Origin of the sequence: Microcoleus sp. Pol11C3, assembly GCF_036701485.1 — a bacterium.
In the GTDB taxonomy this organism is placed as follows: domain Bacteria; phylum Cyanobacteriota; class Cyanobacteriia; order Cyanobacteriales; family Microcoleaceae; genus Microcoleus.
On record NZ_JAUBQW010000090.1, the window covers coordinates 1 to 26,875 of the forward strand.

The window sequence follows — 26,875 nt, forward strand, 5'->3', positions numbered from 1 at the left end:
GATTTAACCACTCAAAAACATTAAACATTTTAGCACTTGATTAGATAAACTTATCACCACAAGTTCTGAAGAGCCAATTCATCTTTCTGTTTTTCCGAGGAATGAGCTAAGCAGTAGATAAATGAAATATATGATATCATTCTCTGTTGAATATTGCATAAACGATGGTCTGGAAAAATCAGAAATTAGCCAGCGATCGATGATTGGTCTAAAATTTTTGAGTTCAAATTTAACAATGGGTGCGATAATTCAACAAATCCAAACTAGCTTGTTAAACCTGTTGGGTCAAGCGATCAAGGCAATGCCGTCAATAGCAGCGGCTGTGGTAGTTCTGGTGCTGACGAACACCGCAGCGAAGTTTGTTCGCCAGTAAGGCTTCAGGTCACTGAACTCCTTGCTGGCTAAAGACTTTAGATCTGTAGCTTGATGCTAAATAAATCTCTCTTGTCAATAGATCGGGAAAAAATGTGATTTCTCGTCACTTATTGACAGTCAACAGATAAAGACAAAAGCTCTTACTTTACCCTGAAACCCTTGCCATATAAGCGTTGTAGCTGCATTTCTTTTGACCTGAATCCTTACGTTCGCCGAACAATCTCGGCAGCTACTAAAGAGACTGTCAAAAGTTTGTCCTTGCGATCGCTCTTAGTGCAGATAGCCTTTGCCCTCACTTGGTGGCTGGAAGTTCGATCGCCTGCGTGATTGTGTTCTCGGCTTTGCGTCCGGGAAATATCATCGGTTTGTTAGGACTGGATTCAGTAGCTATTAGTTTCGCGTTCCAAGATATCTTCAAAAACTTTTTATCGGGAATATTGCTGCTGTTGCACGAACCGTTTCTATGGGGCGATCAGATATTTGTAGAAGGCTTTGAAGGTACTGTTGAAAAGATTTCGATGCGTTCAACTCACATTCTGACTGATCGGGGAGAGCGAGTTATTGTGCCGAAGGCGATCGTATTGACCAATTCTGCCATTGGACGCTGCCGGAACCAGCACAGGTGCCGCAGACAAAAACCAAGGCTGAGAGTGGGAGAGTGGGAGAGGGGGAGAGTGGGAAAAATCTTCCTTCTGACTTCTTCCCTCTTCCTTCTGACTTCTTCCCTCTTCCTTCTGACTTTTCAAATTAAGCAAAAGGCGAGCCGATTTTCACTCAGCGCGCCTGCCAATCTTATTCTTTTTTATCAAACGTAATTGAGCAGCTCATTCCCTTTGAAAAAAATTATGAAGACGTCTTGCTAGCGCGGCGGCGGCGGGCTGCAACCAAGCCGCCAAAACCGAGAGCCAAACCAGTCATTGTCATTGGTTCGGGAACTGCTTGTGCGCTCACTGCGAAGTCTTGGAAGTCTGCGTCGTTTCCGCCACCGCGATCGTCGAAGGAGATTAGCGTGCCTCCGTTAAACAGAGAACCTATTCCGTCTGTGAAACTTCCAGCAGCTCCGAAAGTTTTCGTAGTTTTGCTGTCGAGTGCGCTCCACAGCGACGACTGCCCGCCAAACACGGCTTGCTGGCTGCCGGTAGAGGCCACATTCAGGTTCAGCCCCGATGTCGAGTAGACCATGCCGTTATTGCTTGATAGTCCCAAGGTGTAAACTTGATTGGCCAGGAATGTGAATGCTACCGTGGCAGGACCCAAGACTGTATTGCCCATAGTTCCTTTCCATTCGTTCGCGCCCTCGTTGTCGGAGGATTTAGTTTCGGCAAATAGGTCGGCCACTTTAGTCAGTGAGAAGCCGTTGATGCTGTAAATTCCCAAAGAGGAAGTGAATGCTCCGTGAGATTCCTTGAAATTAAATTGGACATCTTGATTTTGTCCGAATGTGATCCCGCTGGTACCAAAGGACGCTGCCTGAGCTGGAGATCCGGCGCCAAACAGAGCTGTGGCGGCTGCGGTAGCTGTGAGGGCGGATAAGAGTTTGGTATTCATAACCTGATTCCTTTTGTGCGATGGTCTTAATAATTTCATTATGCGATACTTTTTTGTATTTGGTTCACTTTAGGTAAAGTTTGACCTATTCTTTATCAAGCCTTTACATAACCTTCACAAATGCTGTCGATCGCCTCGGCTCGCGGGCGCTCGCTCCCTAATCATACCACTAAATAATTATAAATATTGTGGATTGAAACCTTGCAGTTGCGGGCATGGGAGCGCGGGTCAGCCAAACAGATTTGGATGGGGCTTATGCTAATTTTTTATTGTATTCTCAAGTCTAAATCCTCAATAGCAAACACTTAAGTATAAATACGGTAAGATTCGTGTGTACTGACAGTTAAAGGACTTTTATATTAACCAGAAACTGGGAATATTTGTTTTTTGGGGCTTGCGTATGAAAGTTAAAGTAGTTTATTGATTAGGTAAATTACGTACAAACTGCGATCGTTGGGTTTACATCTTTTGGTGAAATTAAATATATCCAGCGCCGTGAGCCCTCCCAAAGATGCGATCGACGATATGGGATCGGAGCAGATTGAAGCGGTAAAAAAGCGGACTGCCCCTCAATAAATACCGTATATAGAAGCTCTAGGCAAGTCGTTGCTCCCGACCGACCGCATCAAAACAGACCGCTGTAGCGTTCCTCTGCCCAAGGTTCGCCCCGCTGGTGGTAGCCGTTGCGTTCCCAAAAACCGAGTTCTTCGGTTTCTGTAAATTCCAGGCCGTTAATCCATTTAGCGCTTTTCCAAGCGTACAAGTGGGGAACTACGAGCCGCATTGGGCCACCGTGGTCTGCGGATAGAGGTTCGCCGAAGACGGTGTGGGCGAAAAAGTTTTCTTCTCGGAGGAAGTCGGCGATCGCAATGTTAGTAGTGTAGCCGCCATAGCAGTGTTCCAGGACGTGCAGAGCTTTCGGATCGACTTCTACATAGTTCATAAAATCTGTGACTTTGACTCCCGTCCACTGCACGTCGAGTTTTGACCACCGGGTGACGCAGTGAAAATCCGCCGTAAAGTTACTTTGGGGCATCGCCTGGAAGTCCGACCAAGTGAAGGTTTGTGGTTTTGCCAATCCCCAGACTTTAAATTCCCAACTCTCAATACTGACGGAGGGTGTATCGCCGTAGGTCAGCACAGGAAAGCCGTTGGCTAGGTATTGACCCGGGGGGACGCGATCGCTGTTTTCTAATTCTGGCTTGCGAAAAAATTTGCCCAGCATTGATTCACGCTCTACAGTAACTCAGTGCAATCCTCACTATAACTTGCAGATATGGACGCATCGCAATTAATCTCAAGGTAGAAACTAAAAACAATTCTGGCGAATAAAAATTTCCAAATTCTCCCTGATGCCAACCTACTTCTGCCTTCGGATAGAGGCGAAGCTAAAAATTACAAAATATATCACCCCAGAGGATGAATTTTTTAATCTTAGATTATATCGCAATTAATGGTGCATTTCCGAATCTTTAGATGTATTGTAACAATATGCTCGGATGCCATGTGTAAAAAACTTGATGGGTAAAAATCATGATCACAACTTGCTTGATTCCGTTGGCGGTCTGCTTGATTGCTTGGTTGGTGGCTGTGGGGACTGACAACAGAACGCTAGACGGAATTCCGGCTCCCATAGCTGCCATTATTGGAGTGTGTTCGTTAATTTGGTTTGTGGCGGTGTGTCCTTGGCCTGTTGAACTCGCTCTAGTCTTGGCGGTGGTGGTTCTGGGCAAAGCTTACCTGCAAAAAATCTTGAACGTTGGCTGAATTTTCAGGGCTAGCTCTTAAGAGAGTTGCGGGAGCGCGATCAGGTGCTGCTACCTTATGGAGATTTTCGCGATTTGTCTGGCTAGGTTCTCAGAGGGGGTCGCAAAGACGGAACCAACCCCAGAACTGGTGAAATTCAATTTACATATTTCAGTTAAAAATTAGAACATAAAGATTGACAGAGAAACCCGGTTTATCTAAGATAAACCGGGTTGGTGAGGGTCGGAAATTTTCACACATCCCGCAAGAATTGCTTAGGACTTCGACACTCGGAACCCAAGAAACCGGGTTTCTGAGTCCAGAATTGTTGCTGTATGTGCGTAAAATGGGGATCTGTTAAATTGGCAAGCGATTGATATCTTTATTAGAACCAATTACTACCATCACCTCGCCCTTTCTCAAGCGTTCGCTGGGCTGCGGATTGATCTCGAACTTGTCGGCGCGACCGACTGCTAGCAAGTTCAAACCATACTTCCGGCGGAGATCCAATTCCGAGATGGTTTTACCGTCAAACTTTTCAGGAACGAGCAACTCAACGATGCTGTGATCTGGGTCGAGGTCAAAGCGTTCTAAAATGCTGGGTTGTGTAAGAATCCGGGCCAAAGAGCAGCCCATTTCTCGTTCGGGAAAAACTACATGATCTGCGCCGACTTTTTTCAACAGTTTTAAGTGAGTTTCCGAAGAAGCTTTGGCGATTACGTGACGTACCCCGCCTTCCTTAAGATTTAGGGCGGTGGTAATGCTTTCTCCTAGGTAATTGCCGATCGCAACAATCACTGTTTCAAATTCAAATATACCGGCTTCCGCAAGAGCGCTAGGCTCAGTAGAATCTAACTGCAAAACGTGAGCAGCAATACGATCGTTCAAAGCTTGAGTTACTTTTTTTTCATCAGTGTCAATTCCCAGGACTTCGTAACCCAAACCGTGCAGAGTAGAACACACAGCTTTGCCGAAGCGTCCCAAACCAATAACTGCAAACTGCTTGTTGTCGGCGCGCAAAGTGCGAAAAAAATTTAAAGATGACAGGTTCACTGAATATCCAGCGCTGAACGTCTTGCTGTTTAAATTTTAGCAGAGACAGCGCCGCCTCCTTTTGGTTTTTAGGTAAGTAGTAAAAGTTGATTTGGGTTGTCACCCATTGTTTAGATTATCAGCAAGGAGGCAGGATTTGTTTATCCCACTAACAAACTTTCCTCAGCATACTTAAAAGACCTGGGTTTTGGGTCGCCGAATGCAGCACTCATCAGCAGCAGCACCCCAACCCGACCTATGTACATTGTAGCAATCAAAACCAGCTTACCGATCACTGAAATCTTGGCTGTAATCCCTGTGGAAAGACCGACCGTGGCAAAAGCTGAAACTGCTTCAAATAGCACTTCGATAAATTTTAGTTCTGGATTGGTAATCTCAATTAAAATTGCAGATGTAAACGCGACCAACAAGGAACCAAAGAGTACGCTAATGGTTTTCAGAATCATTGCTGGCGGGATTTGACGCTGATAGCACTCCACATCTTCCTGGCCTTCGAGAACTGCTGTGGTACAGCAAAACAATATCCTAAAAGTTGTGGTTTTGATTCCGCCACCGGTGCTGCCAGGACTGGCGCCGATAAACATCAGCGCGATAGTCAGAAATAGCGAGGCTTCGCTCATTTGGCCAATGCTAATTGTATTGAACCCCGCCGTGCGGGGAGTAACAGATTGAAACCAAGCTGCCATCAGCTTTTGAGGAAAATTTAGAGAGCCGAAAGTGTCTGAGTTGTCGTATTCCAGCACCAAAAAGGCTAGCGTTCCTAAAATTAAAAGAACGGCAGTTGTACTGGTAACAACTTTGAAGTTCAGGGAAAAAACTGTGCAGATAGGGCTTTTGTTGAAACGATCGCGCACCCACAGGTACATTTCCATAATTACTTGATAGCCGATTCCCCCAAATATGATTAAACCGCCGACAGTGAAGTTAACCATAGGCGAATTGATGTAGCCGATCAAATTATCTGAATAGATGCTAAAACCCGCGTTGTTAAAGGAATTAACGCTGTGAAATATAGCAGACCACACACCCTGTTTAAATCCGTATTGGGGGACGAAAACCGTCATCAGCAAAAACACTCCTGTTAATTCAAACAAAAGCGTTGTTGCTAGAATTGACTGCACGAGTTGTACTACGCCGGCTAGCCCGGATTTGTCGAGAGATTGTTGCAGGGCAATTTTGTCTTTCAAGCCAAAGCGGCGGCCCAATAACAGCAGCAAGAAAGTCGTGGCTGTCATGTAGCCCAAGCCTCCTATTTGCACCAGTAAAACTAGGCACAGTTGCCCCCAAAAAGAGTAATATTTTCCCACATCCACCACCGACAAGCCGGTGACGCAGACAGCGGAAGTAGAGGTAAACAGTGCTGTTATTGGATCGCTCCAAGTTCCATCAATTGTGGAAAAGGGCATCATCAGTAATAGAGCGCCTGCGAGGATGACAGCGAGAAAGCCCAAAGCAATGGTTCGCGAGACAGTCATTCGATTTTAGATTTTAGATTTTAGATTTTAGAGGGAACCCACAAACCGATCCTCGGGGTTGAAATAAGCACATCTCTGTCTGGCGAATGCCGGAGACCGATCGAACTCAATCGCCAAATTCTATGACAACATCGGGAAAATAACGGTAGAATTCCTTTAATAACTTGCGATCCGGCGATGACATCAACACTTTACCAGCAAATTCAGCAACTTTACGACGCTTCTAGCGGTTTGTGGGAGCAGGTGTGGGGCGAACATATGCACCACGGTTACTACGGCCCGGATGGCAATTTGAAAAAAGAGCGCCGACAGGCTCAGATTGATTTGATAGAAGAACTGCTGGCTTGGGCTGGAGTACCGTCAGACAAGGCACTGTGTGAATCTTACCGCATTCTCGATGTCGGTTGCGGGATCGGCGGCAGCACGCTGTATTTGACCGAAAAGTTTAGTTCGATCGCTCAAAATAATTTAAAGTTGGATGGCGAGGCGGATCAAGATTATAGTCGATCGCCCGAACTAAACAAAACGGGCGCTAGCGTTACAGCGACCGGGATTACTCTGAGTCCGGTACAGGCCAACAGAGCGACCGAACGCGCTAAAATTGCTGGGCTAGAAAGCAATGTGAACTTTTTGGTAGCAGATGCTTTGAATATGCCTTTTCCTGACGAGTCATTCGACTTGGTTTGGTCGCTCGAAAGTGGCGAACATATGCCCGACAAAATTAAGTTTTTGCAGGAATGCTGCCGCGTACTCAAGCCGGGAGGAACTTTGATTTTAGCAACTTGGTGTCACCGCCCGGTAGGAGAAACGGCGGGTGAATTAACTGATGAAGAGAGAAAGGAATTGGCAGAAATTTACCGGGTTTATGCTTTGCCTTATGTGATTTCTTTGCCGGAATACGAGGAAATTGTCCGCAGTTTGCCTTTGACAAGTATTCGCACCGCTGATTGGTCAAAAGCTGTTGCTCCTTTTTGGGATGTGGTGATCGATTCTGCTTTGACTCCGAGCGCAATTTGGGGTTTGCTCACGAGCGGTTGGACGACTATTCAAGCTGCACTTGCTCTCGGATTGATGAGCCGTGGATATCAGAGCGGGTTGATTCGTTTTGGGCTGATTTGTGCTGTAAAATAACAGGCATATATCAGAGAAGTTTTTAGTCTTGAGTTGATGAGTAAGGTGCGTAATACGCACCCTACAGAATATTATTTGTTTAGTGCGGGTGTGAGTTTTATGAGCAACGATTCGATTGGCAAGTCTTGGATTGATAAAAATGGCTCGGCTCCGCAAAGCTGGGTGAGAGCATTTTGGGAGTTTTCTCGGCCGCACACAATTGTGGGTACTAGCTTGAGTGTATTGGCTTTGTACGCTATCGCCCAAAGTGCGCGGCTGTTTGTGAATCCTGTATTTGGTTCCCTAGCTTTTGCGTGGTTGGCTTGCATTTGCGGCAATATTTATATTGTGGGATTGAACCAGTTAGAAGATGTTGAAATTGATAAAATAAATAAGCCGTATTTGCCGATCGCCTCTGGAGTGTTTTCTCGGAAAACCGGGGAATTAATTGTAATGGCAACGGGAATTATAGCAATTTTGATTGCTGTTTTGCAAGGTCCGTTTTTGCTGGCTACCGTTGGCGTTAGTTTGGCGATCGGGACTGCTTATTCTCTGCCCCCAATTCGGCTGAAACGGTTTCCTTTTTGGGCGGCGCTGTGCATTTTTACGGTGCGGGGCGCGATCGTAAATTTAGGGTTATTTTTGCACTTTAATTGGGTGTTGAATTTGGGAAGGACGAAAAGCGCTTTTTCGGGCTGGAGTTTGGAGAGTGTGTCTTTTGCGATTCCTGCAGAAGTTTGGGTGCTGACGGTTTTTGTTGTGGTGTTTACGTTTGCGATCGCCATTTTTAAAGATATCCCCGACATGGAAGGGGACAAGGAATATAATATTACTACGTTTACGATTGAGCTGGGCAAGCCTGCCGTCTTTAATTTATCTCGCTGGGTGTTGACGGTTTGTTATTTGGGGGCGGCTTTGGCGGGAGCGATCGTATTGTCTAATGTTAATTTAGTGTTTCTGGCAGTTTCTCATTTGGCGGCTTTGGGTTTGATGTGGTTTTGGAGCACGAAAGTTGATTTGGACGATAAAATAGAAATTGCTGCATTTTATCAGTTTATCTGGAAGTTGTTTTTCTTAGAATATCTGATTTTTCCGGCAGCTTGTTTGTTGGGGTAGAAGGGGAAGTTCGGCAACGGATTCGCTCCACGGATGTAACGGATGTAACGGATGTCAGGAAGAAGGAAGCTCGGCAACGGATTCGCTCCACGGATGTCAGGAAGAAGGAAGAAGGAAGAGTTAACAAATTAGAACAATTTGGCAATTACCAGTTAGCGAACTCCCAAACAACAAAGACAACTATGGCTTCTCAAAAAAAAATTCGGAAATCTGCCTGCAAACTGGGTGCCGAAGACTCTTTGAAATTAGCTTGGGAACATCACCAAGCGGGCCGTTTGTTAGAAGCTGAGAATTTGTATCGGCAAATAATAGAAGTGCAGCCGGAATCAGCAAACGTGCTGTGTTTGTTGGGAATCGCGGCCAGACAGCAGGGAAAAATTGCCGAAGCGATCGACTTTTACGAAAAGGCGATCGCCCAAAACCGTGATTTTGTAGAAGCACATTTAAATAAGGCTAATCTTTTACTGGATGTAGGCGAGTATCAAAGGGCGATCGCCAGTTACGAACAAGTCATCAAAATCCAGCCCAATTCCGCACTCGCCTACAATAATTTGGGCTGGATTAAACAGCACTTAGGGGAAATAGACGCAGCTATTTTATATTACAAAACAGCGCTGCAACTAGACCACAACCTCCACGAAACAGCGCACAACTTAGGACATTTATTTAAACAAAAAAATCAATTAAACGAGGCTATAGCTTATTACGTACACGCTTTAGGCATCAATCCTAAGTTGACATATTCCTTGATGGGATTGGGAACTGTTTTGCAGCAGCAAGGTAGATTAGCAGAAGCTTTCAACTGCTACCAGGAAGCGGTAAAACTCGATCCCAACAATCCAGAAGCTCACAACAATGTAGGAGCATTCTTCCACGAACAAGGCAATGCAAAAGCAGCAATATGCCACTACCGACAAGCATTAAACTTAAAGCCAGACTTCGTGGAAGCTATTAACAATTTCGGACACGCTTTGGTCGATTTAGGAGAGTTTCAAGAGGCTTTTTCTTGTCACAGTCGAGCCTTGGAATTACAGCCAGACAATGCCATCGCACACCTGGAATTAGGTTTAACTTTGCTATTGTTCGGAGATTTTCAGCGCGGTTTTGCTGAATATGAGTGGCGGTGGCGCACTCCGCAACTACAACCGAGGCAATTTAAACAGCCGGTTTGGGATGGTTCGGATTTGCAGGGAAAAACTATTTTACTGCACGTCGAGCAAGGCTTTGGCGATTCGATTCAGTTTATTCGGTACGCGCCGATTCTTCGCAGCCGAGGCGCTAAAGTTATGGTGGCTTGCTATCCAGAACTGATGCGGTTGTTTGCGACAGTTCCTGGTATTGAATATTTATCAGTTAGTCTCGAAGGTTTGCCAGAATTTGACGTTCACGCACCGCTGATGAGTTTGCCGCGAATTGTGGGGACTACTCTGGAAACAATACCTGCAAATGTTCCTTATTTATATCCGCCTGCTGAGTGCAAGTTTGCGCTTTCTTCGGATGCCAAATTGAAGGTAGGGATTGTTTGGGCTGGGAATCCTACACGGCGGAAAGACAATCAGCGTTCTTGCAGTTTGAGCGATTTTATTCAATTTTTGGATGTTCCGGGAATAGCTTTTTATAGTTTACAAAAAAACTTGTCCCAGAGCGATCGCACTTTGTTGAACCAACATTTAGTACCGGATTTAACTCCGTATTTGAACGACTTTGCTGATACCGCTTCGGCTATATCTCAACTGGATTTAGTCATTAGTGTCGATACGGCTGTGGCGCACTTAGCTGGTGCTTTAGGAAAACCGGTTTGGGTGCTGCTTTCTTTTGCTCCTGACTGGCGTTGGCTGCTGGATCGTGAAGATAATCCTTGGTACCCAACTGCGAGGCTTTTCCGCCAAAGTCAGCCGGAAAGTTGGCAAGAATTGTTTGAGGAAGTACAGGAGGCTTTGAGTTTATTTGCGATCGCCAATACTGCTAGTTATTCCGACAATTCTGCCCACGATCAGCTTGACTTCGTTTCAGTCGCATTGACTGCTAATAATAAGCCTGACCTCGATTATGTGGCTCTCAAAATGACAGGTGCAAGCGTGGTTAAAGAGAGTAAACAAATATTTGTGATGGCGAGCGAAGGGTTAGCAGAAGGCTCCGCAGCTAAGCAATCGCAGGGTATTGAGACATCGGTTGTGATCGAAACGGCTGGCGAGAATTTAGTTGTTTTAGAGGATTTATTGCGGCAAGCAGAACAGTTAATGGAAATAGGTGATAAGGAAGAGGCGATCGCCCTTTACGAACAGATTATATCTCGTGAGCCAAATTGCGTTCAAGCGCGGATTAATTTTGGTTTTCTCAAGCAAGAAAAGGGCGAATTGGAAGCCGCTATCCCCCATTACCGAGAAGCTTTAGCCATCGATCCAAATATTCCTCAAACAGCTTACAACTTGGCAAAGATTTTTGAGGAACAAGGTCAAGTGGAAGAGGCGATCGCACATTACGAGCAAGCTCTTGTAGCTCAACCGGATTTCGTACCCGCCCTGATTAATTTAGCGGTGGCGCTGCAAGAAAAAGGCGAACTTGTAATGGCGATCGAGCTGTACCGGCGAGCGCTGGAAATTCATCCGCATAGCTGGGAAGCTTACAACAATCTGGCAACAGTATTGCAAGAACAGGGCAATTTAGAAGATGCGCTGGAGTATTATCACAAAGCTCTGGAATTGCTGCCGGATTTTGTGGAAGCTATCAATAATTTAGGCAGGACTTTTCTGGAAAAAGGGGCGGTAGAAGATGCGATCGCCTGCTACAGACGAGCGATTCATTTAAGTCCTAATCACGCTAGCGCTCACCTGAATTTATCCTTGGCTTTGCTGTTGGTGGGAGATTTGGAAAATGGTCTTGCTGAATATGAGTGGCGTTGGCAAATTAAAGAATTTCACACTGGTCATTCCTGTTTTTTGACGGGAGCGGATAATACTGTTTCGGCGAGAGAATACCGGCCGCTATGGGATGGTTATGATTTGCAGGGAAAGACTATTTTGCTGCACGCCGAACAAGGTTTAGGCGATTCGCTTCAGTTTATTCGCTACGCTGCGATCGTTAAAAATAAAGGCGGTAGGGTCATGGTTGGCTGTTATCCGCAATTGCACCGTTTATTTGCAACGGTTGAGGGCATTGATTTGCTAATAGTTAAAGGCGAGCCACTGCCGGAATTTGACGTGCAAGCGCCGATGTTGAGTTTGCCCTATATTATCGGTACAAAGCTGGAAACAATACCGGCAAATACTGCTTATTTATCTCCGCTGGCGGGTGCTGAATTTGCACTTTTGCCCGATCGCACTTTAAAAGTTGGCATTGTCTGGGCGGGGAATCCAAAACACCGCAAAAACAAGCAGCGTTCGTGCAGTTTAAGCCAGTTTCTGTCGCTTTTGGACGTTTCGGGGGTAAGTTTTTACAGCTTACAGAAAGAGGTTTCCGAGGCAGATCGCGCGCTGTTGAATCAAAGGTCGATCGTAGATTTGAGTCCGCATTTTGGCGATTTTGCCGATACTGCGGCTGCGATCGCCAAACTAGATTTAGTCATTAGTGTCGATACCGCTGTCGCCCATTTGGCGGGCGCTTTGGGCAAACCAGTGTGGATTTTGCTGGCGTTTTCCCCCGATTGGCGCTGGTTGTTGGAGCGCGAAGATAGTCCTTGGTATCCGACGGCGCGGCTGTTTCGGCAACGGGAAAGGGGCGACTGGGAGGATGTTTTCGATCGGGTGGCGGAAGCTCTAGGCGCGGTTGCTGCTGCATCCGGGCCGTCGGATTTGGCGGATGCAGAGTTTCGGTTGGGCGTGGATTTGCAGCAGCAAGCCGATTTTGGCGGTGCGATCGAATGTTATGAGCGAGCGATCGCGAGCGATCCGAATTACGCGGCCGCCCACAGCAATTTAGGCGTTGTCAAACAGCAAAGCGGGCGGTTAACAGAGGCGATCGCGCATTACCGACAAGCGCTAGCAATCGACCGGAATTTGGCGGAAACTGCGAGCAATTTGGGCAGCGCGCTCGCGGAAGTAGGGGAGACTGAAGAGGCGATCGCAGAATATGAGCGGGCGCTGTCTTTAAACCCGAATTGCGCGGAAGCGCTGATTAATTTGGGCCTGTTGCGGGAAGAGCAAGGGGATGTGGCGGAGGCTATAAGCTGCTACGAGCAAGCGATTCAAGTCAATCCTAATTGCGCGGTGGCTTATTTGAATTTGGGAATTGCTTTGGAGGCACAAGGGGAGGAAGCAGAAGCGATCGCGAATTACGAACGCGCGATCGCAATTGAGCCCAATTATGCGGATGCCCTGCACCATTTAGCTTACGCCTTGATCCGACAGGGCAAAATTGACCGTGCGATCGCATACTACGAGCGATCGACTGCACTGCAACCGGATTTAGCAGAAACTCTGCTGGGTTTGGGGAGCGCCCTGCAACAAGAAGACAAGTTAGATGAGGCTCTAGCCGTTTGCCAGCAAGCGATTCAGCAATTGCCAGCCAGTGCACAGGCTCGCTGTAATCTAGGAATTGTCCTGCACAAACAGGGCAAAATTGAAGATGCGATCGGCTGCTATCAGCAAGCTTTGAGCCTGAAACCCGACTTTCCTGAAGCTTTGAACAATCTCGGCAAAGCTTTTGAGGAAGCGGGAAAAATGGCAGAGGCGATCAATTGTTACCGTCGGGCGATCGAACTCAAACCCGGTTATATCAATCCCCTCACCAGTTTGGGAAGTGCTTTGCACGATCGTGGCCAATTTGCAGATGCTGTCACCTGCTACAGCCAAGCTGTTAAATTCAATGTCGGCAATCCTGAATCTCACCTAAATTTAGGTTTAGCTTTGCTACTGTCGGGAGACTTTCAGCGCGGTTTTTGCGAGTACGAATGGCGACTCCTAGTTAAAGAAAAACAGTTCCGGCCCCACAACTTTATTCAGCCGCTGTGGGATGGCAAAGATTTGCATGGAAAAACTATTTTGCTTTGCCCGGAACAGGGTTTAGGCGATGCAATTCAGTTTATCCGCTACGCAGATTTAGTCAAGCAAAAAGGCGGTAGGGTAATTGTTTGGTGTTTGCCGCACTTGCAGCGCTTGTTTGCACAAGTTTCGGGAATCGATGGGTTAATAGTTAATCCAGAGGAGGCGCCGGATTTTCAAGTTCACGCCCAGCTCATGAGTTTGCCTCACCTTTTAGGAACAACTTTAGAAACTATACCGGCGAAGGTTCCTTATTTAGCTCCGCCGCCCGGTTGGGAATTTACTCTCAGTCAAACTCCTAATTTGAAAGTGGGAATTGTGTGGTCAGGAAATCCTAAAAATTCCCAAAATAAGGTGCGATCGTTCCCGCTAAATTTGCTAACCAAAGTGTTAGATATTCCCGGAGCCGATTTTTACAGTTTGCAACAGGAAATGACAGCAGACGATCGCGCTTTGTTAGAGCAAATGCCTGTAACAGATTTAAGCTCTTATTTGCACGACTTGGCCGATACTGCAGCAGCAATCTCGGCTCTGGATTTAGTGATTTCTGTAGATACTTGTGTTGCACACTTGGCAGGTGCTTTGGGCAAACCTGTGTGGATTTTGCTCTGTTTTGTGCCGGATTGGCGGTGGATGTTGCAACGCGAAGATAGTCCTTGGTATCCCACGGCGCGACTGTTTCGCCAGTCAACAGCGGGAGATTGGGAAGGAGTTTTAGAAGAAGCTAGTTTGGCGCTAAGAGAAAGAATTGGTCACCATCAGGAAGCTCTACCGCCAATAGAAAGTCAGATTAATATTCACTTATATCAAAAACAGTTCAATCAGGGAAATATTCTCAAGTTGCAAGGAAGATTTGCCGATGCGATAGCTTATTTTAAAAATGCTTTACTTTTGCAGCCAAATTCGATAGAGGCAGCCACTAATTTGGCAGTGACGCTGCACCAAACAGGCGATTTAGCCGAAGCTGCCACCTATTATCAGCGCGCGATCGAAATCGACCCTAACTGCGCTCAAGCCCAGAATAACTTGGGTATTTTGCTGCAAGATCAAGGCAATATAGCGGCCGCTGTATCTTTCTTTCAAAAGGCGATCGCCCTGAATCCGGTTTACGTCAAAGCTCTCAATAATCTCGGCGCGATACTCCAGCAGCAGGGCGAGTTGCCGAGTGCGATCGCCTGTTTTCATCAAGCACTTTCCGTCAATTCTAATTACGTGCCAGCGCTCATAAATTTGGGTGCGGCGATGCAAACACAATCTCAGCTAGCCGAGGCAGAACAGCTTTACGAGCGTGCAATTGAAGCAGAACCGAACAATCCTAAAGGACACTATCACCTGGGAACCTTATGTTTGGCTGCGGGCAAAATAGAACAGGCAATTTCTAGCTTGGAACGAGCAATATCATTAAAGCCAAATTATGTAGAAGCCCTCACTAATTTAGGCAGTGCTGTTGAACAATTAGGATACGTAAATCGAGCAATTTTGTGTTACAATAAAGCTCTCGAAATTGATAAAAATTGTGTCAAAGCTCACTTCAATTTAAGCTTAGTCTTGCTGTTGAGTGGGGACTTGCGGCGCGGTTTAGCAGAATACGAGTGGCGCTGGCAAACAGAACAGGCAAAAAAATTGCCACGGTTGCATTTTGACCAACCGGTTTGGGACGGTTTAGATTTGAACGGGCAAACTATTTTGCTCCGATCAGAACAAGGTTTGGGCGATGCGATTCAATTTGTGCGATACGCGGCAATTGTGCAGCAAAAAGGCGGAAAAGTAATCCTTTCTTGCTATCAAGAACTGAAGCGTTTATTTAAGCAGATTCCGGGGATTGAACAAGTAGTGATTCGGCTCGATGAATTGCCGGATTTCCAAGTGCAAGCACCGCTGATGAGTTTGCCGTATATCCTGGGAACAAATTTAGAAAATATACCGGAAAATGTTCCTTATTTAGCTGCGCCGCCGAATTGGCAATTTTCCCTAAATTCCGATCGCAATTTCAAAGTTGGGATTGTGTGGGCCGGAAGTTCGGAACATTTGAAGGATTTTCAGCGATCGAGCGATTTAAGCTATTTCCTGCAATTGTTAGATATTCCCGGTGTAAGTTTTTACAGTCTTCAGAAAGAAATGTCGGCTGGCGATCGTACTTTGTTAACTCAAATTCCCGTGATAGATTTGAGCGACAATTTGAACGATTTTGCCGATACTGCGGCGGTGATATCGCAACTAGATTTAGTAATTTCCGTGGATACTGCTGTCGCGCACTTAGCTGGTGCTTTGGGTAAACCCGTATGGATTTTGCTGTGTTTTATGCCGGATTGGCGGTGGATGTTGGAACGCGAAGACAGCCCTTGGTATCCGACAGCGCGGCTGTTTCGGCAGCAAACACCAGGCGATTGGGTGGGAGTTTGCGATCGCATAAAAACCGCCTTAAAACACCTAATTTCTCCTCGTTCCCAAGCTGTGCCTGGTAACGGAGATACCGAAGCTTCGAATCGATTGTCTTTATCGCCTGCACAGGTACAATTTTATATAGCAAAAGCCTTAGAAAAACAAGGTAAAAAAGCAGAGGCAGCCGCTCGTTACGAACAAGTAATTGCCGCCTCACCCAGCCACGCCGAAGCCCACAGTTATTTAGGTTATCTCAAACAGGAAAACGGGCAAATAGCCGAGGCAATTTCGCACTACAAACAAGCGCTAGAAACCAATCCCAACCTGAGCGAAACAAACTTATACTTGGGTTCCGCCCTAGAAGAAGAGGGAAAAGTCGCAGAGGCGATCGACTTCTACAATAAAGCAATTCAACTACGTCCAAACTCGCCAAATTGGCGCTTGAGACTAGCCTTAGCTTTGCTTTTAACTGGAAATTATGAGGCGGGTTTTGCAGAGTACGAATCGCGCTGGCAAACTCAACAATTGGATCGGCGCTCTTTTGAGCAACCACTTTGGGACGGCTCGGATTTACAGGGAAAAACAATTTTATTGCACCCTGAACAAGGTTTTGGCGATACGATACAGTTTATCCGCTACGCTCCTTTAGTTAAGCAAAAAGGCGGCAAAGTTATTGTTGCTTGTCATGTCTTGCTGAAGCGTTTGTTTGAAGGAATTGCAGGAGTCGATCTAGTAGGAGTGCGGCCGAGCGATTTGGTAGATTTTCAAGTGCAAGCCCCGCTGCTAAGTTTGCCGCGAATTCTGGGAACAACTTTGGAAAATATACCGGCAAATATTCCTTATTTAGCTCCGCCACAGGATTTTAAATTTTCCCTAGAGCCGAACAATAAACTAAAAGTAGGTATTGTGTGGGCGGGCGGCCCGCTGCACCGCAACAATCATCGGCGATCGTGTAAATTGAGCGCTTTTGTGAAATTTGTAGATGTTCCGGGAGTGAGTTTTTACAGTCTTCAGAAAGATTTGTCAGCGGGCGATTCCCTACAGGATAGCAGCGCTTCACGCACTTTATTAAAGCAACACCAAATTGAAGATTTAAGCGAACAGTGCGTCGATTTTGCCGACACCGCAGCAATTATTTCGCAACTCGATTTAGTAATTTGCGTAGATACTTCTGTGGCGCATTTGGCTGGTGCTTTGGGCAAACCCGTCTGGATTTTGCTGTCTTTTGTTCCCGATTGGCGCTGGATGCTGGAACGCGAAGATAGCCCTTGGTATCCCACTGCGCGGTTGTTTAGGCAGCAAAAAGCTGGTGATTGGGATGGAGTTTGCGATCGTATAAAAGTAGCCTTGCTAGAGAGGGCGGGCACGGGAGCACCGCCCCTACAATCTACTCGTCGCCAGACTCAGCCTGGGAACGCAAATTCTGATACTCAGCCTCAAATCCAACCCCCAGAAACTCTCCCACCAATTACAGGAATCGGCATCAGTTGGCCGATCAGCATCACCAGTGGTTGGGGAATTTACGGCCTGAATTTAACACTACAACTGCTGCAAAATCAAGCCTGGAAAGTTGCACTTTTAGCACCGCCATCAATCACCTCAGAATCGATGAATCCGCTGCATAAATCGCTGTTGTTACCTGTAATTGAAAAGCACAAAACTTTTCAGGAATTAGTAGCAGCCAATTCCGACAAACAAATCAGTTGTAATTTTCCCGTACTTTACGCTTTGGGAAATAATTTAGCAGCCTCTGGAGTTGACAATCAAATTACCAGCGCTTGTCAAATAGGAGTCATATTTTTTGAAGACACAGGAATCACAGCAGAAGCAGTAGAAACAGCCAAAAAATATAGCGCGATTGTCGCAGGTTCCAACTGGAATGCGGATGTTTTGAGAAGCTGCGGCTTGACTAATGTGGCGATGGTACATCAAGGAATTGACCCAACAATTTTCCATCCTGCACCCAAATCTAATCTATTTGGCGATCGCTTCGTTATTTTCTCCGGCGGCAAACTAGAATATCGCAAAGGGCAAGATATTGTAATTGCCGCTTTCAAACGATTTCGCGCCAAACATCCAGAGGCTTTGTTACTAACAACATGGCACAACTTCTGGCCTCAGTATATGCTGGGAATCGAACAAACCGGAAACGTTGCCGGACTTCCCAATATCAACGGCGACGGAAGTTTAGGAATTTCCCAATGGTTAGTGGCTAACGGTTTGCCAGTTGACTCATTTATCGACATCGGCTTAATTCCCAATCACCTCAGCGGACAAATTATGCGAGAAGCCGACTGTGCTGTTTTCACTAACCGCTGTGAAGGCGGCACTAATTTAGTCGCAATGGAAAGTATGGCCTGCGGAATTCCGACTATTTTATCAGCAAATACGGGTCATTTAGACTTAATTTACAGCCACATTTGCTATCCTTTATGGAGTCAAGGACGAGTTAAACCGACTGCTCCTTTTTCCGGTGTAGAAGGTTGGGGAGAGTCTGAGGTTGCAGAAGTTGTCGAGGCTTTGGAACAAGTTTATACTAATCGCGAAGAATCAAAACGTCGCGGTTTAGCGGCGGCTAACTTTATGCTGGATTGGACTTGGGAAAAACAGGTTAAGCGTTTTTTGGATGTTATATCAAATTCGCTTTAACAATCATCTTTTTCCGGCGAATAGAATTCGCTACTACACAAACAAAGTCCGTTTTTGCGGACTAAAGAATAAAAAATTCCGATTAACTTGCGATTTGTTTTAATAGCTTTTCAGCATTATTCACGCTTTCACTATCGTAAAGTTCCCGGTTGTAACAAACAATTCGTGCTACCAACTTTTGATGATATTGCTGAGCTTTGGCCAACATAGAACCCTGGGAACGCCGATAATTGACAACTACTTCTCTCGTTCCCAAAAAGGGAATATTGTGCTTGTGACAGTTAACCCAAAACTCCCAATCTTCGTAACCTTCCTTCATGCCAACTTTGTACCCGCTGACCAACTCTAAAAGAGATTTGTGATAGAGTGAAGACGGGTGAATCATGTTAGATTGCTTGATATTTTCGGGAGAATACAACTCGTAACTGGGTACTATGCGATTTTCAGTCCCAAACATTTGATAAGAACCAAATGCTACGCAAGGTACATTTGATTTTAAACATATTTCTAAAAGGTCACTCAAGGCGTTCTCAGCTAGGATATCATCCGCATCTAAAGGCATAATGTATTCACCGTTTGCGGCTGCTATGCCCGCATTTCTAGCACTTGAAAGCCCTTGATTAGTTTGTTCTACAAGCCTAATTTGATATTGGGAATTTGCTACTATTAAATTTTTGGCAACTGTGCTGGTAGTATCTAAGCTGCCGTCATTGACAATGATAATTTCCCAATTTTTGTAAGTTTGGTTAATCACGCTAGTTACTGCTTCCAGTAAAAAATGAGATTGATTGTAGCAGGGAATAATCACAGATACCAAAGGTCGATCTGCCAATTGTGGCGATGCTGTAACTTCTTTGAGACTTTCTGATTGTAAATTATGTACCGAATTTCTAGCAGTTTGCAAGCAGTAAAAATAAATCTTGGGATGAACGATGGCTAATTGATTCAGATCGGTATTTTGATATTCATTTATTAACCTCGGATATCCCGACAAGTATTCTTGTTTAACAAAAATTAAGATATTCTGAGCGTACCAAGGCTCTACTTTGTCATTGTTCCATATTTTTTTTCTCAAGCAGTCAATAACTGCATAGCCGTTTTTCTGAAAGTAATAAACCCAATATTGTGGCCACTGTTCGTTAACGTGTTCGACGCCTCCTTGAAATGGTATCGCAGCAGAAAACAGAATCACCGGTGCTAGTTGAGTGAGAGAATTAACAAAGTTTTCGGCACAGGTAGCCGGCAAATGTTCGGCAACTTCCAGAGAAATTGCTAAGTCAAATTTTCTGTTTATTTGCAGCGGTTGCTTTAAATCGGCGGATTGGAACTGATTTAAAGGAATTTGTAAAATAGTGCGATCGACATAATCGCCATCTATTCCCAAACAATCAGCAATTCCCAACTTGTAAAACGCAGCTAACCAACTTCCCGTACCGCAGCCCACATCTACCACACTTTTAGGTAAAATGGGTTGCAGCAAGTCTAACAGCAGGGGAATAATTTCTCTAGCAGAAGTGCGAGTTCCTTCTCCGATTAATAGGTAAAAATTTCTTGTATAAGATGACTGTTGGTTTTGATTGGTTGGGCTGGCTGTTTGAGAATTAATTGTCTCTAAACTGCTAATATTGTAACCGTGCAAATGTGCTGGCAACTGCCAGGAAATATTCGGGTCGGGTTGATGTTTTACTGGCTCGACATTGCCCCGCCAAGCAGCCCCCATAATTTGCATTGTTTGATATACTACCGTTTGCCATCCCATTTGCTTCAAGTAATCTAAGCCTTTACCAACATCTGGAGCGGTTAAATCGTGAAATAAAATTATTGCATCTTCCTCAGCCAATTTTTCACACGCAATGGCATCATTTAACGGCCCATCACCTCCGTGTTCTCCGTCAATAAAAATTAACGACCATTTGCGGTTGAATTGAGCGGAAAATTCTTCTACTCTTTGGGGGCTATAGCCGGGTATTAGCTCGACTGAGGTTTGAACGCCAGACGCATTTAGAGCACCTTGAATTGAATCGATTACGCTTTGTCTGATATCTTCTGTTTCTAACAGCGGATCGACGACATCTAACTCAACTCCTGCTAGGGCTAAGTGACAGGCAGACCACCCTAGCCAGCAGCCTATTTCTAATGCTTTTTTACCTTTGAATTGCAGGGCTGTATTGTAAAGAATATGTGCTTCGTCGCGACTGAGAAATCCGACTGAATTAGCACGGCGATCGACATACCAATTGTGCTTGATTTCCCGGCGCAAATAAGGCCAGGAACAAGTCTGAGTATCCCCAACAATCATGTTGGGAAAGTACGCATCTGGGAGAATAACTTTCAATCCGGGCGAGACGTAATCTCCGGCGGGCAGCAAAGTATTGTTGGTGATTTGCGATAACGGCGGTAATGTCATTTTTTTTGGTGTTAAATTAGGATAGTTTTGCTTTTTTAGCGGTTGGTATCGGAGACTAATTTCTATTTGATTTCCGTCCGTTGTTGCTAATTTTACCAAGTCGTGTTTGTGACCAGTGATGTGCAGAATGCCGATCGCCTCCTGTGGCAAATACGGCTCCACAAAACAGGCTTGGTGCTTGTCCCAAACTGGCAAACCAAAGTTGCAACTCCAGTTGCACCGAGCCGGCAGCATCTCTGTTTTGTCAAACATTTCAGTGCCGTAAACTAACCGATTTAAAGCTATTTGGTCCGTCATTAAAGAAACGTGCCGCTGCAATCCCTGTTCCAGATATTCTGCCCAAATTTGCCAATGGGGGGCGTTTTTTTGCAGCGCGAAAATACCTGCATTTATGGTTGGATAGCTGTGCAACTTTTGGGCTACTTCTTCGCCAAAAGCTGCTTGATAATCGCGGCAAACAAATTGCCAGTACCAAGGCAGTTTGCCGTAAGCTAAATAATAACCCCGATCGAGTTCTGGAACAACTGCTAAACCCCGTTTAGCAGCGCCTTTAACGAACAGTTTAACAGCTTGCCAATCTTGCACCCAAGCATCGGCATCTATCCAAAGGTAGATGTCAAAATTGGAAAAATATCGACGGAGGAACGGACGCGCTAAAAGGCCTTTGAGATAGTGAGGGGCTTCATTTCTGCCCGGAAAGTCAAAGTCCCAATCGGGCTTTTGAATGATATTAACTTGTGTTTTTAACCACTGCAACTGTTGGGGAGTACAGCCGAGATCGAAAAAGCCGATCGCCACATTTTCGCCCTCGGGTTTTTCCCGCACCGATAAAATAGTGCCTCGCACCAATTCAAAGTAATTTGCATCGGCGGCCGTAATGATGATAATCTGCATAAAATTAAATATAACTGAGATATTGCACGATTCTCAAGAAGCTTTTTATGGGCGTGCTCTTCGGCCGACCCCACAAAATTCACTCTTTGTGGAACGGGCATCTTGCCCGTTCTTGAGAATGGTGAAATATTTGAGATTTAACCAACTACTCTGAGAGAAAGTATACCACGGAGGAGGAATTGTGAAAAACCAAAAAGGGAAAGTTTATCTAGTCGGTGCGGGGCCTGGAGATTGTAACTTGATGACAGTGCGATCGCACAAACTGCTATCCCAAGCCGAAGTCTTAATCTACGACGCTCTAATCGACATCCCGCAACTCGAATTAATCCCAGCAACTTGTCGGAAAATCGAAGTCGGGAAACGTGGCGGCAAACCTTCCACGCAGCAGCAAGAAATTAACCGTTTGCTGGTAGAAAATTGCCAACTTGGAAAACAAGTAATCCGCTTAAAAAGTGGCGACCCGTTTATTTTTGGTCGTTCAAGTTCCGAAATTCAAGCATTAATCACAGCGGGCTGCAACTTTGAAGTAATACCCGGAATTTCTTCCGCCCTATCCGCACCTTTACTAGCAGGAATTCCCCTCACAGATCCGGTGATGAGCCGCTGTTTTGCAGTGATGAGCGCCCACGAACCGGATGCTCTTGAATGGGAAGCTTTAGTGCAGATAGAAACTTTGGTAATATTGATGGGAGGACGCAATTTAAGCGAGATAATCTGGCAATTGCAAAAGCACGGACGATCGCCCGAAACTCCGATCGCCATTATCCGAGATTGTGGCCGTCCCGAACAGCAAATTTGGCTCGGCACTCTCTCCAACATTGTACAGCAAACAGCAGGTCAATCTCTATCGCCTTGCGTGATCGTAATTGGGGAAGTAGTCAGATTGCGCGAATATTTAATCCAGCCAGAAAGCACAAATATGCTCGATACACCTGTCACCACTAATAACAGCCCATTGCCGCTAGCAGGAAAAACCATTTTAGTCACGCGATCGGTTTCTCAGTCGGCTGAATTTAGCGATCGACTCCAGCAACAAGGAGCCCGCGTTATCGAAATGCCCGCCTTAGTAATTGGGCCGCCGTCTACTTGGGAACCATTAGACAGTGCGATCGCACAATTGTCAAGCTTTCACTGGTTAATTCTCACTTCCCACAACGCTGTAGACTGCTTTTTTCAACGATTACAAGCAAAAGGCAAAGACGCCCGGAGTTTGTTTGGTATTAAAATCGCAGTAGTCGGGAAAAAAACTGCAGAAAGTTTGCGATCGCACTCTCTACAACCAGACTTTATTCCCCCCAACTTTGTCGCCGATTCCCTAGTCGAGCACTTCCCCGATAACTTGCAAAACTGCAAAATCCTATTTCCCAGAGTAGAAAGCGGCGGGAGAGAAATTTTAGTAAAAGAATTCACCGCCAAAGGAGCGCAAGTAATAGAAGTGCCAGCTTACCAATCTTGCTGTCCCGAAACAATCGATCCGATCGCCCTATCCGCACTCCAAAATCAAGCCGTAAATATCATAACATTTGCCAGTTCCAAAACCGTCCAGAACTTTTGTCACCTCCTAGAAAAAAGCCCGCAGTTGTCCGGATCTCAGGATTGGTTGGAAAACGTTTGCATTGCATCCATCGGCCCGGAAACTTCCAAAAGCTGCCAAAATTTATTGGGTAAGTTAGATGTGGAAGCCAAAGAATACACGTTAGACGGATTGACTGAGGCGATCGTTGAATGGGTTGCAGGATATCAAAATGTATAAGTGCGCTCGAACAGTAGTTGATTCTCTAATCTGTAGGTGGTAAAAGGGTTATAATAACAATTTTAAATTTTTTTGGCTAAGGACACGGCAGTGCCGTGTCCCTACAGATGCTCGCGTACAATCTCTCGGTTGCAAAACTTTTATGAATTAGGATAAAATAGTTGTAAAATAACTAGGAGGAAATATGACCGCCAAAGACCAACTTCTTCAAGAACTAGACCAAATACCAGAACCTATGTTGAAAGAAGTGCTTGAGTTTGTACTAGCCCTGAAGGCAAAACAGCCTGTAAAATCCGAAAAAAGTGATGTTTGGAACGCTTACCTAGCATCTAAAAAAGAACGAGAGGAGGTTTACCGTCGCCTTGCCAACTCCTAAATTTCTCTCTCTAGATGAAGTGCTAGAACTTCATGCAGACCAGATTTCTAGCTTTGGTGGCACTCCCGGTGTCAGAGACGAAGGCTTGTTAGAGTCGGCTTTGGCTCAACCGCAAGCAACTTTTGGCGGTCAATTTTTGCATCCAACAATTAGCGAACAAGCGGCCGCATATCTCTATCACATAGCGATGAATCATCCATTTATTGACGGCAATAAACGAACGGCTTTTGCGGTGATGGATACTTTTTTGCGTTTAAATGGTTGTACTCTGAATTTGACGGACGATCGAGCATATGATTTAGTCATGCGAGTCGCAGGGGTAACGATGACTAAGGAAGAATTAAGCACCGAGTTCGAGTCATGTATTTTGGAGCTTTAATAAGTAAGTTGGGCAGCCTTCATTGAGATTAAGTAAGGTGCGGCGTACTCACCCTACATTGAAATAGCGAATCGCGGAACAAAAAAGCGAGTAAAATTATCACTAAAGAACAAAGCCGATCGCATGGGCGTCAAATCAGTAATAAAACTCAACACAAAAAAACTACCAAGGATCGATCGCCCTTTCTCTGCCAAATCCCGCTACCCAACTACTAATTAGCAATAGCCATGAATATAAATTTTTCTCGTTACGACACCTTAACCACCCTGCTAGCAGGAACTACGGCAGCCTTAACCATAGTCATCAGCCAACCCGCGATCGCCAAAACTCCCCAAGAAGTCGCCAGCATCGCCGGGCCGCTGACAGTACAAATTAACAGTTCCCTAGGAGACGGTTCAGGCGTAATTATTGCCAAAAACGGCAAAACTTACACAGTTTTAACAGTCAACCACGTCGTAGAAAAAGCAGACGTGAAATACACCGTTCGCACGTCGATCGGCAAAAACTATCAAGCAACCTCCGTCACCCGCTTGCAAACCGCCGAAACTGACCCGGATTTAGCCGTAGTCAAATTTGAAAGCCCTGAAGAATATCCAGTCGCGACGATCGCAGATTCCGATCAAGCCGTCATCGGCACTCAAATCTTCGTTTACGGCTATCCCGCTACGGGCGGACTTTTCGGCGCTGAACGAGAACCAGAACTCTCTCCCGGACTCGTTACCAGCCGCCCGCGCAACCGCCCGGAAGGTTACACTTTGCGGTATCAAGCCGTAACTTGGAGTGGCATGAGTGGCGGCCCAGTTTTTGACTCCGAAGCCCGAGTCATCGGTTTACACGGACAAGGGGAATTTGGTTTTGCACAAACCAGTTCCGGCGAAGTCGCCCCGATTAAAACTGGATTTAATGCAGCAGTTCCAATTAATACATTTATCGCGAAGCTGGTGGCGGCGGGAATCAACAAATCCGAGTTGAAAGTAGACAATACTCCCGCAACTCAAGGCCCCGTATCCACCATTAATCCTCAAGACGCCCAAGCTTATTATTTTCGAGGACTTTCGCGGTTAGATCAAGACAATCCTTGGGACGCGATCGCCGATTTCAACAGAGCACTCGCTTCTAAGCCCAATTACACTCCGGAATTGTACTTCAACATCGGCAATGCCCGCACTCTCCTCACCAGCACCAGCATCGATTCAACCCGCGCGCCCAGCGCTATTCAAGCATACACGCTGGCGATCGAAGCCAATCCCGGTTTTGCAGACGCCTACTACAACCGAGCTTTAGCTTACCTGGACAACAAAGATAAACCGAAAGCAATTGCAGACTTTCAGAAAGCAGCAGAACTTTACAAGCAAGGCGGAAGAACCAGCGCCTATCAAGACGCGCTTAACAGAATCAAACAATTGCAGTAGAATTAGAAGTTAATAATTAAGAATTAAAAATGAGATTATTCATTTTTAATTCTTAATCTACTTTGTACAAACAGCAGGTAAATAACCAGGACTGCTATCACCTTAAACCTAAATTCCCTCATCAAATTAACTTCTGAACAGTTTTATCAACTGTGCGAAGAAAACCCCGACTTGAAACTAGAACGCAGCGCCAACGGAGAATTAATCGCCATGCCGCCAACCGGAGGAGAAACAGGGAAACGCAACTCAACAGCGAATGCTCAAATCTGGACGTGGAACGATCGAACTGAACTCGGAGAAGTGTTTGATTCCTCCACAGGGTTTACTCTGCCCAATAAAGCCGATCGCTCTCCCGATGTTTCCTGGGTATAAAAATCCCGCTGGGAAGCTTTGACACCAGAACAAAAAGACAAATTTATCCCCCTATGTCCTGATTTTTTAATCGAGTTTCTTTCTCCGAGTGACAGATTAACAAAGACTCAGGAAAAAATGCAATAATATATGGAAAATGGCTGCCGTTTGGATTGGCTGATTAACCGCCAAAAACGGGAAGTTGAAATTTATGGTCCCGGTCAAGAAGTGGAAGTTTTACAATCTTCTCAAACCATTTCTGGGGAAAATGTTTGGCCGGGATTTGTGCTAAATTTGCAAAAAATTTGGAATTAGTAAATTCCAATTATAGTTCAAACAATTCAAGCTAAAAATGTCACCTTAGAAGAATTAAAAACGCTTGTTGACCTGCAACTTTTCACAGACAACCAATTTTTCAGAGAATGGCAAGACGAATTGCCAGAAATCACCGAGTTTCAGAAACGACAGCTAGATCAGATTAAAGCAGGTTACTTCAACTTGCTAGAGTATCCGCCGATGCTGGAAAAAACCATCAGTTTGTCGATCGTCTCTCCGCTGTTATTTGCCGGCGAGTTTTATCTGCATCCTTTCTACATTAAACCAGAAAAATCCGTCGAAATTTCCGAAGAAGATGAAGGCGTTATCATCAAAGGCCGCATCGACACTTTAGTTTTAAAAGAGCTGTTGTGGCTGATGGTAATAGAATCGAAACGAGTTTCATTTTCGATCGAAGCGGGATTGGCGCAAATCTTAGCTTATATGCTGGCAAATCCCAACCCGGAAAAACCTAGTTATATCATGTCCGGGAACACGCCCATAGTAAAATGAATAAGTATGCCTTCAGTCGCCAGCATCCACGCTCTCCCATGC

General features: G+C 45.5%; 17 protein-coding genes and 1 pseudogene. 13 read left to right on the plus strand and 5 right to left on the minus strand.

Going from position 1 to position 26,875, the window contains the following annotated elements:
* The first annotated feature begins 130 nt into the window (after positions 1 to 130).
* From QUA40_RS19240 to QUA40_RS19250, 3 genes are all read left to right on the plus strand, one after another.
* Positions 131 to 373 (plus strand): hypothetical protein, encoded by a 243-nt coding sequence (locus QUA40_RS19240; RefSeq protein ID WP_333128694.1) that lies wholly within the window; start codon positions 131 to 133, stop codon positions 371 to 373.
* A 161-nt stretch (positions 374 to 534) separates the two neighbouring features.
* The gene (locus QUA40_RS19245) at positions 535 to 702 is read left to right on the plus strand and encodes a hypothetical protein (RefSeq protein WP_333128696.1); all 168 of its coding nucleotides are present in this window, start codon (positions 535 to 537) and stop codon (positions 700 to 702) included.
* Entirely contained in the window at positions 675 to 1,190 is a 516-nt protein-coding gene (locus QUA40_RS19250) for a mechanosensitive ion channel domain-containing protein (RefSeq protein WP_333128698.1), read from the plus strand. Before QUA40_RS19245 ends, QUA40_RS19250 begins: the two co-directional genes overlap by 28 nt.
* Before the next feature lie 28 nt (positions 1,191 to 1,218).
* Here QUA40_RS19250 and QUA40_RS19255 read toward each other — a convergent pair whose 3' ends face one another.
* Both QUA40_RS19255 and QUA40_RS19260 read right to left on the minus strand, forming a co-directional pair.
* Positions 1,219 to 1,923 carry a PEP-CTERM sorting domain-containing protein gene (locus QUA40_RS19255; RefSeq protein ID WP_333128700.1) on the minus strand — a complete coding sequence of 235 codons (705 nt, stop codon included), beginning with the start codon at positions 1,921 to 1,923 and terminating at the stop codon, positions 1,219 to 1,221.
* Positions 1,924 to 2,548: 625 nt separating this feature from the next.
* Positions 2,549 to 3,148 carry a sulfite oxidase-like oxidoreductase gene (locus tag QUA40_RS19260; protein ID WP_333128702.1) on the minus strand — a complete coding sequence of 200 codons (600 nt, stop codon included), beginning with the start codon at positions 3,146 to 3,148 and terminating at the stop codon, positions 2,549 to 2,551.
* A 308-nt stretch (positions 3,149 to 3,456) separates the two neighbouring features.
* Here QUA40_RS19260 and QUA40_RS19265 point away from each other — a divergent pair, with 308 nt between their 5' ends.
* On the plus strand, positions 3,457 to 3,690 hold the full coding sequence (locus QUA40_RS19265) for a hypothetical protein (RefSeq protein WP_333128704.1): 234 nt from the start codon (positions 3,457 to 3,459) through the stop codon (positions 3,688 to 3,690).
* Between the two features lie 336 nt (positions 3,691 to 4,026).
* Here QUA40_RS19265 and QUA40_RS19270 read toward each other — a convergent pair whose 3' ends face one another.
* Both QUA40_RS19270 and QUA40_RS19275 read right to left on the minus strand, forming a co-directional pair.
* Entirely contained in the window at positions 4,027 to 4,722 is a 696-nt protein-coding gene (locus tag QUA40_RS19270) for a TrkA family potassium uptake protein (protein ID WP_333128707.1), read from the minus strand.
* A gap of 140 nt (positions 4,723 to 4,862) precedes the next feature.
* Positions 4,863 to 6,197: a TrkH family potassium uptake protein gene (locus QUA40_RS19275; RefSeq protein ID WP_333128709.1), complete on the minus strand. Its 1,335-nt coding sequence runs from the start codon at positions 6,195 to 6,197 to the stop codon at positions 4,863 to 4,865.
* A 177-nt stretch (positions 6,198 to 6,374) separates the two neighbouring features.
* Here QUA40_RS19275 and QUA40_RS19280 point away from each other — a divergent pair, with 177 nt between their 5' ends.
* From QUA40_RS19280 to QUA40_RS19290, 3 genes are all read left to right on the plus strand, one after another.
* A complete protein-coding gene (locus QUA40_RS19280; RefSeq protein ID WP_333128710.1) occupies positions 6,375 to 7,328 on the plus strand; it encodes a methyltransferase domain-containing protein in 954 nt (317 codons plus the stop codon).
* Between the two features lie 99 nt (positions 7,329 to 7,427).
* A complete protein-coding gene (locus QUA40_RS19285; RefSeq protein ID WP_445301169.1) occupies positions 7,428 to 8,423 on the plus strand; it encodes a homogentisate phytyltransferase in 996 nt (331 codons plus the stop codon).
* Entirely contained in the window at positions 8,408 to 18,433 is a 10,026-nt protein-coding gene (locus tag QUA40_RS19290; RefSeq protein ID WP_333128714.1) for a tetratricopeptide repeat protein, read from the plus strand. The genes QUA40_RS19285 and QUA40_RS19290 overlap by 16 nt, the downstream gene beginning before the upstream one ends.
* An 82-nt stretch (positions 18,434 to 18,515) precedes the next feature.
* Here QUA40_RS19290 and QUA40_RS19295 read toward each other — a convergent pair whose 3' ends face one another.
* Positions 18,516 to 21,734, minus strand: a complete 3,219-nt coding sequence (locus tag QUA40_RS19295) for a glycosyltransferase (RefSeq protein ID WP_333128716.1) — start codon at positions 21,732 to 21,734, stop codon at positions 18,516 to 18,518.
* Positions 21,735 to 21,915: 181 nt separating this feature from the next.
* Between QUA40_RS19295 and cobA the strand changes: the two genes are divergently transcribed.
* The 6 genes and pseudogenes from cobA (at position 21,916) to QUA40_RS19325 (ending at position 26,833) form a co-directional block, all read left to right on the plus strand.
* Complete coding sequence (cobA, locus tag QUA40_RS19300; RefSeq protein WP_333128718.1) at positions 21,916 to 23,487, plus strand: uroporphyrinogen-III C-methyltransferase; 1,572 nt, start codon at positions 21,916 to 21,918, stop codon at positions 23,485 to 23,487.
* A gap of 184 nt (positions 23,488 to 23,671) precedes the next feature.
* Positions 23,672 to 23,863, plus strand: coding sequence for a DUF2281 domain-containing protein (locus QUA40_RS19305; protein WP_333128720.1), 192 nt, complete (start codon positions 23,672 to 23,674; stop codon positions 23,861 to 23,863).
* Complete coding sequence (locus QUA40_RS19310) at positions 23,850 to 24,242, plus strand: type II toxin-antitoxin system death-on-curing family toxin (protein WP_333128722.1); 393 nt, start codon at positions 23,850 to 23,852, stop codon at positions 24,240 to 24,242. Before QUA40_RS19305 ends, QUA40_RS19310 begins: the two co-directional genes overlap by 14 nt.
* A gap of 227 nt (positions 24,243 to 24,469) precedes the next feature.
* Positions 24,470 to 25,654: a tetratricopeptide repeat-containing serine protease family protein gene (locus QUA40_RS19315; protein ID WP_333128724.1), complete on the plus strand. Its 1,185-nt coding sequence runs from the start codon at positions 24,470 to 24,472 to the stop codon at positions 25,652 to 25,654.
* Positions 25,655 to 25,735: 81 nt separating this feature from the next.
* Positions 25,736 to 26,320: pseudogene (locus QUA40_RS19320) on the plus strand (Uma2 family endonuclease).
* A gap of 120 nt (positions 26,321 to 26,440) precedes the next feature.
* The gene (locus QUA40_RS19325) at positions 26,441 to 26,833 is read left to right on the plus strand and encodes a hypothetical protein (RefSeq protein WP_333128726.1); all 393 of its coding nucleotides are present in this window, start codon (positions 26,441 to 26,443) and stop codon (positions 26,831 to 26,833) included.
* Positions 26,834 to 26,875: the final 42 nt, after the last annotated feature.

Bases quoted from the DNA above. Each gene is read 5' to 3' on its own strand.
- QUA40_RS19240 (WP_333128694.1), top strand. From the start codon at position 131: ATGATATCATTCTCTGTTGAATATTGCATAAACGATGGTCTGGAAAAA.
- QUA40_RS19255 (WP_333128700.1), bottom strand. From the start codon at position 1,923: ATGAATACCAAACTCTTATCCGCCCTCACAGCTACCGCAGCCGCCACA.
- QUA40_RS19260 (WP_333128702.1), bottom strand. From the start codon at position 3,148: ATGCTGGGCAAATTTTTTCGCAAGCCAGAATTAGAAAACAGCGATCGC.
- QUA40_RS19265 (WP_333128704.1), top strand. From the start codon at position 3,457: ATGATCACAACTTGCTTGATTCCGTTGGCGGTCTGCTTGATTGCTTGG.
- QUA40_RS19275 (WP_333128709.1), bottom strand. From the start codon at position 6,197: ATGACTGTCTCGCGAACCATTGCTTTGGGCTTTCTCGCTGTCATCCTC.
- QUA40_RS19280 (WP_333128710.1), top strand. From the start codon at position 6,375: ATGACATCAACACTTTACCAGCAAATTCAGCAACTTTACGACGCTTCT.
- QUA40_RS19285 (WP_445301169.1), top strand. From the start codon at position 7,428: ATGAGCAACGATTCGATTGGCAAGTCTTGGATTGATAAAAATGGCTCG.
- QUA40_RS19295 (WP_333128716.1), bottom strand. From the start codon at position 21,734: ATGCAGATTATCATCATTACGGCCGCCGATGCAAATTACTTTGAATTG.
- QUA40_RS19305 (WP_333128720.1), top strand. From the start codon at position 23,672: ATGACCGCCAAAGACCAACTTCTTCAAGAACTAGACCAAATACCAGAA.
- QUA40_RS19315 (WP_333128724.1), top strand. From the start codon at position 24,470: ATGAATATAAATTTTTCTCGTTACGACACCTTAACCACCCTGCTAGCA.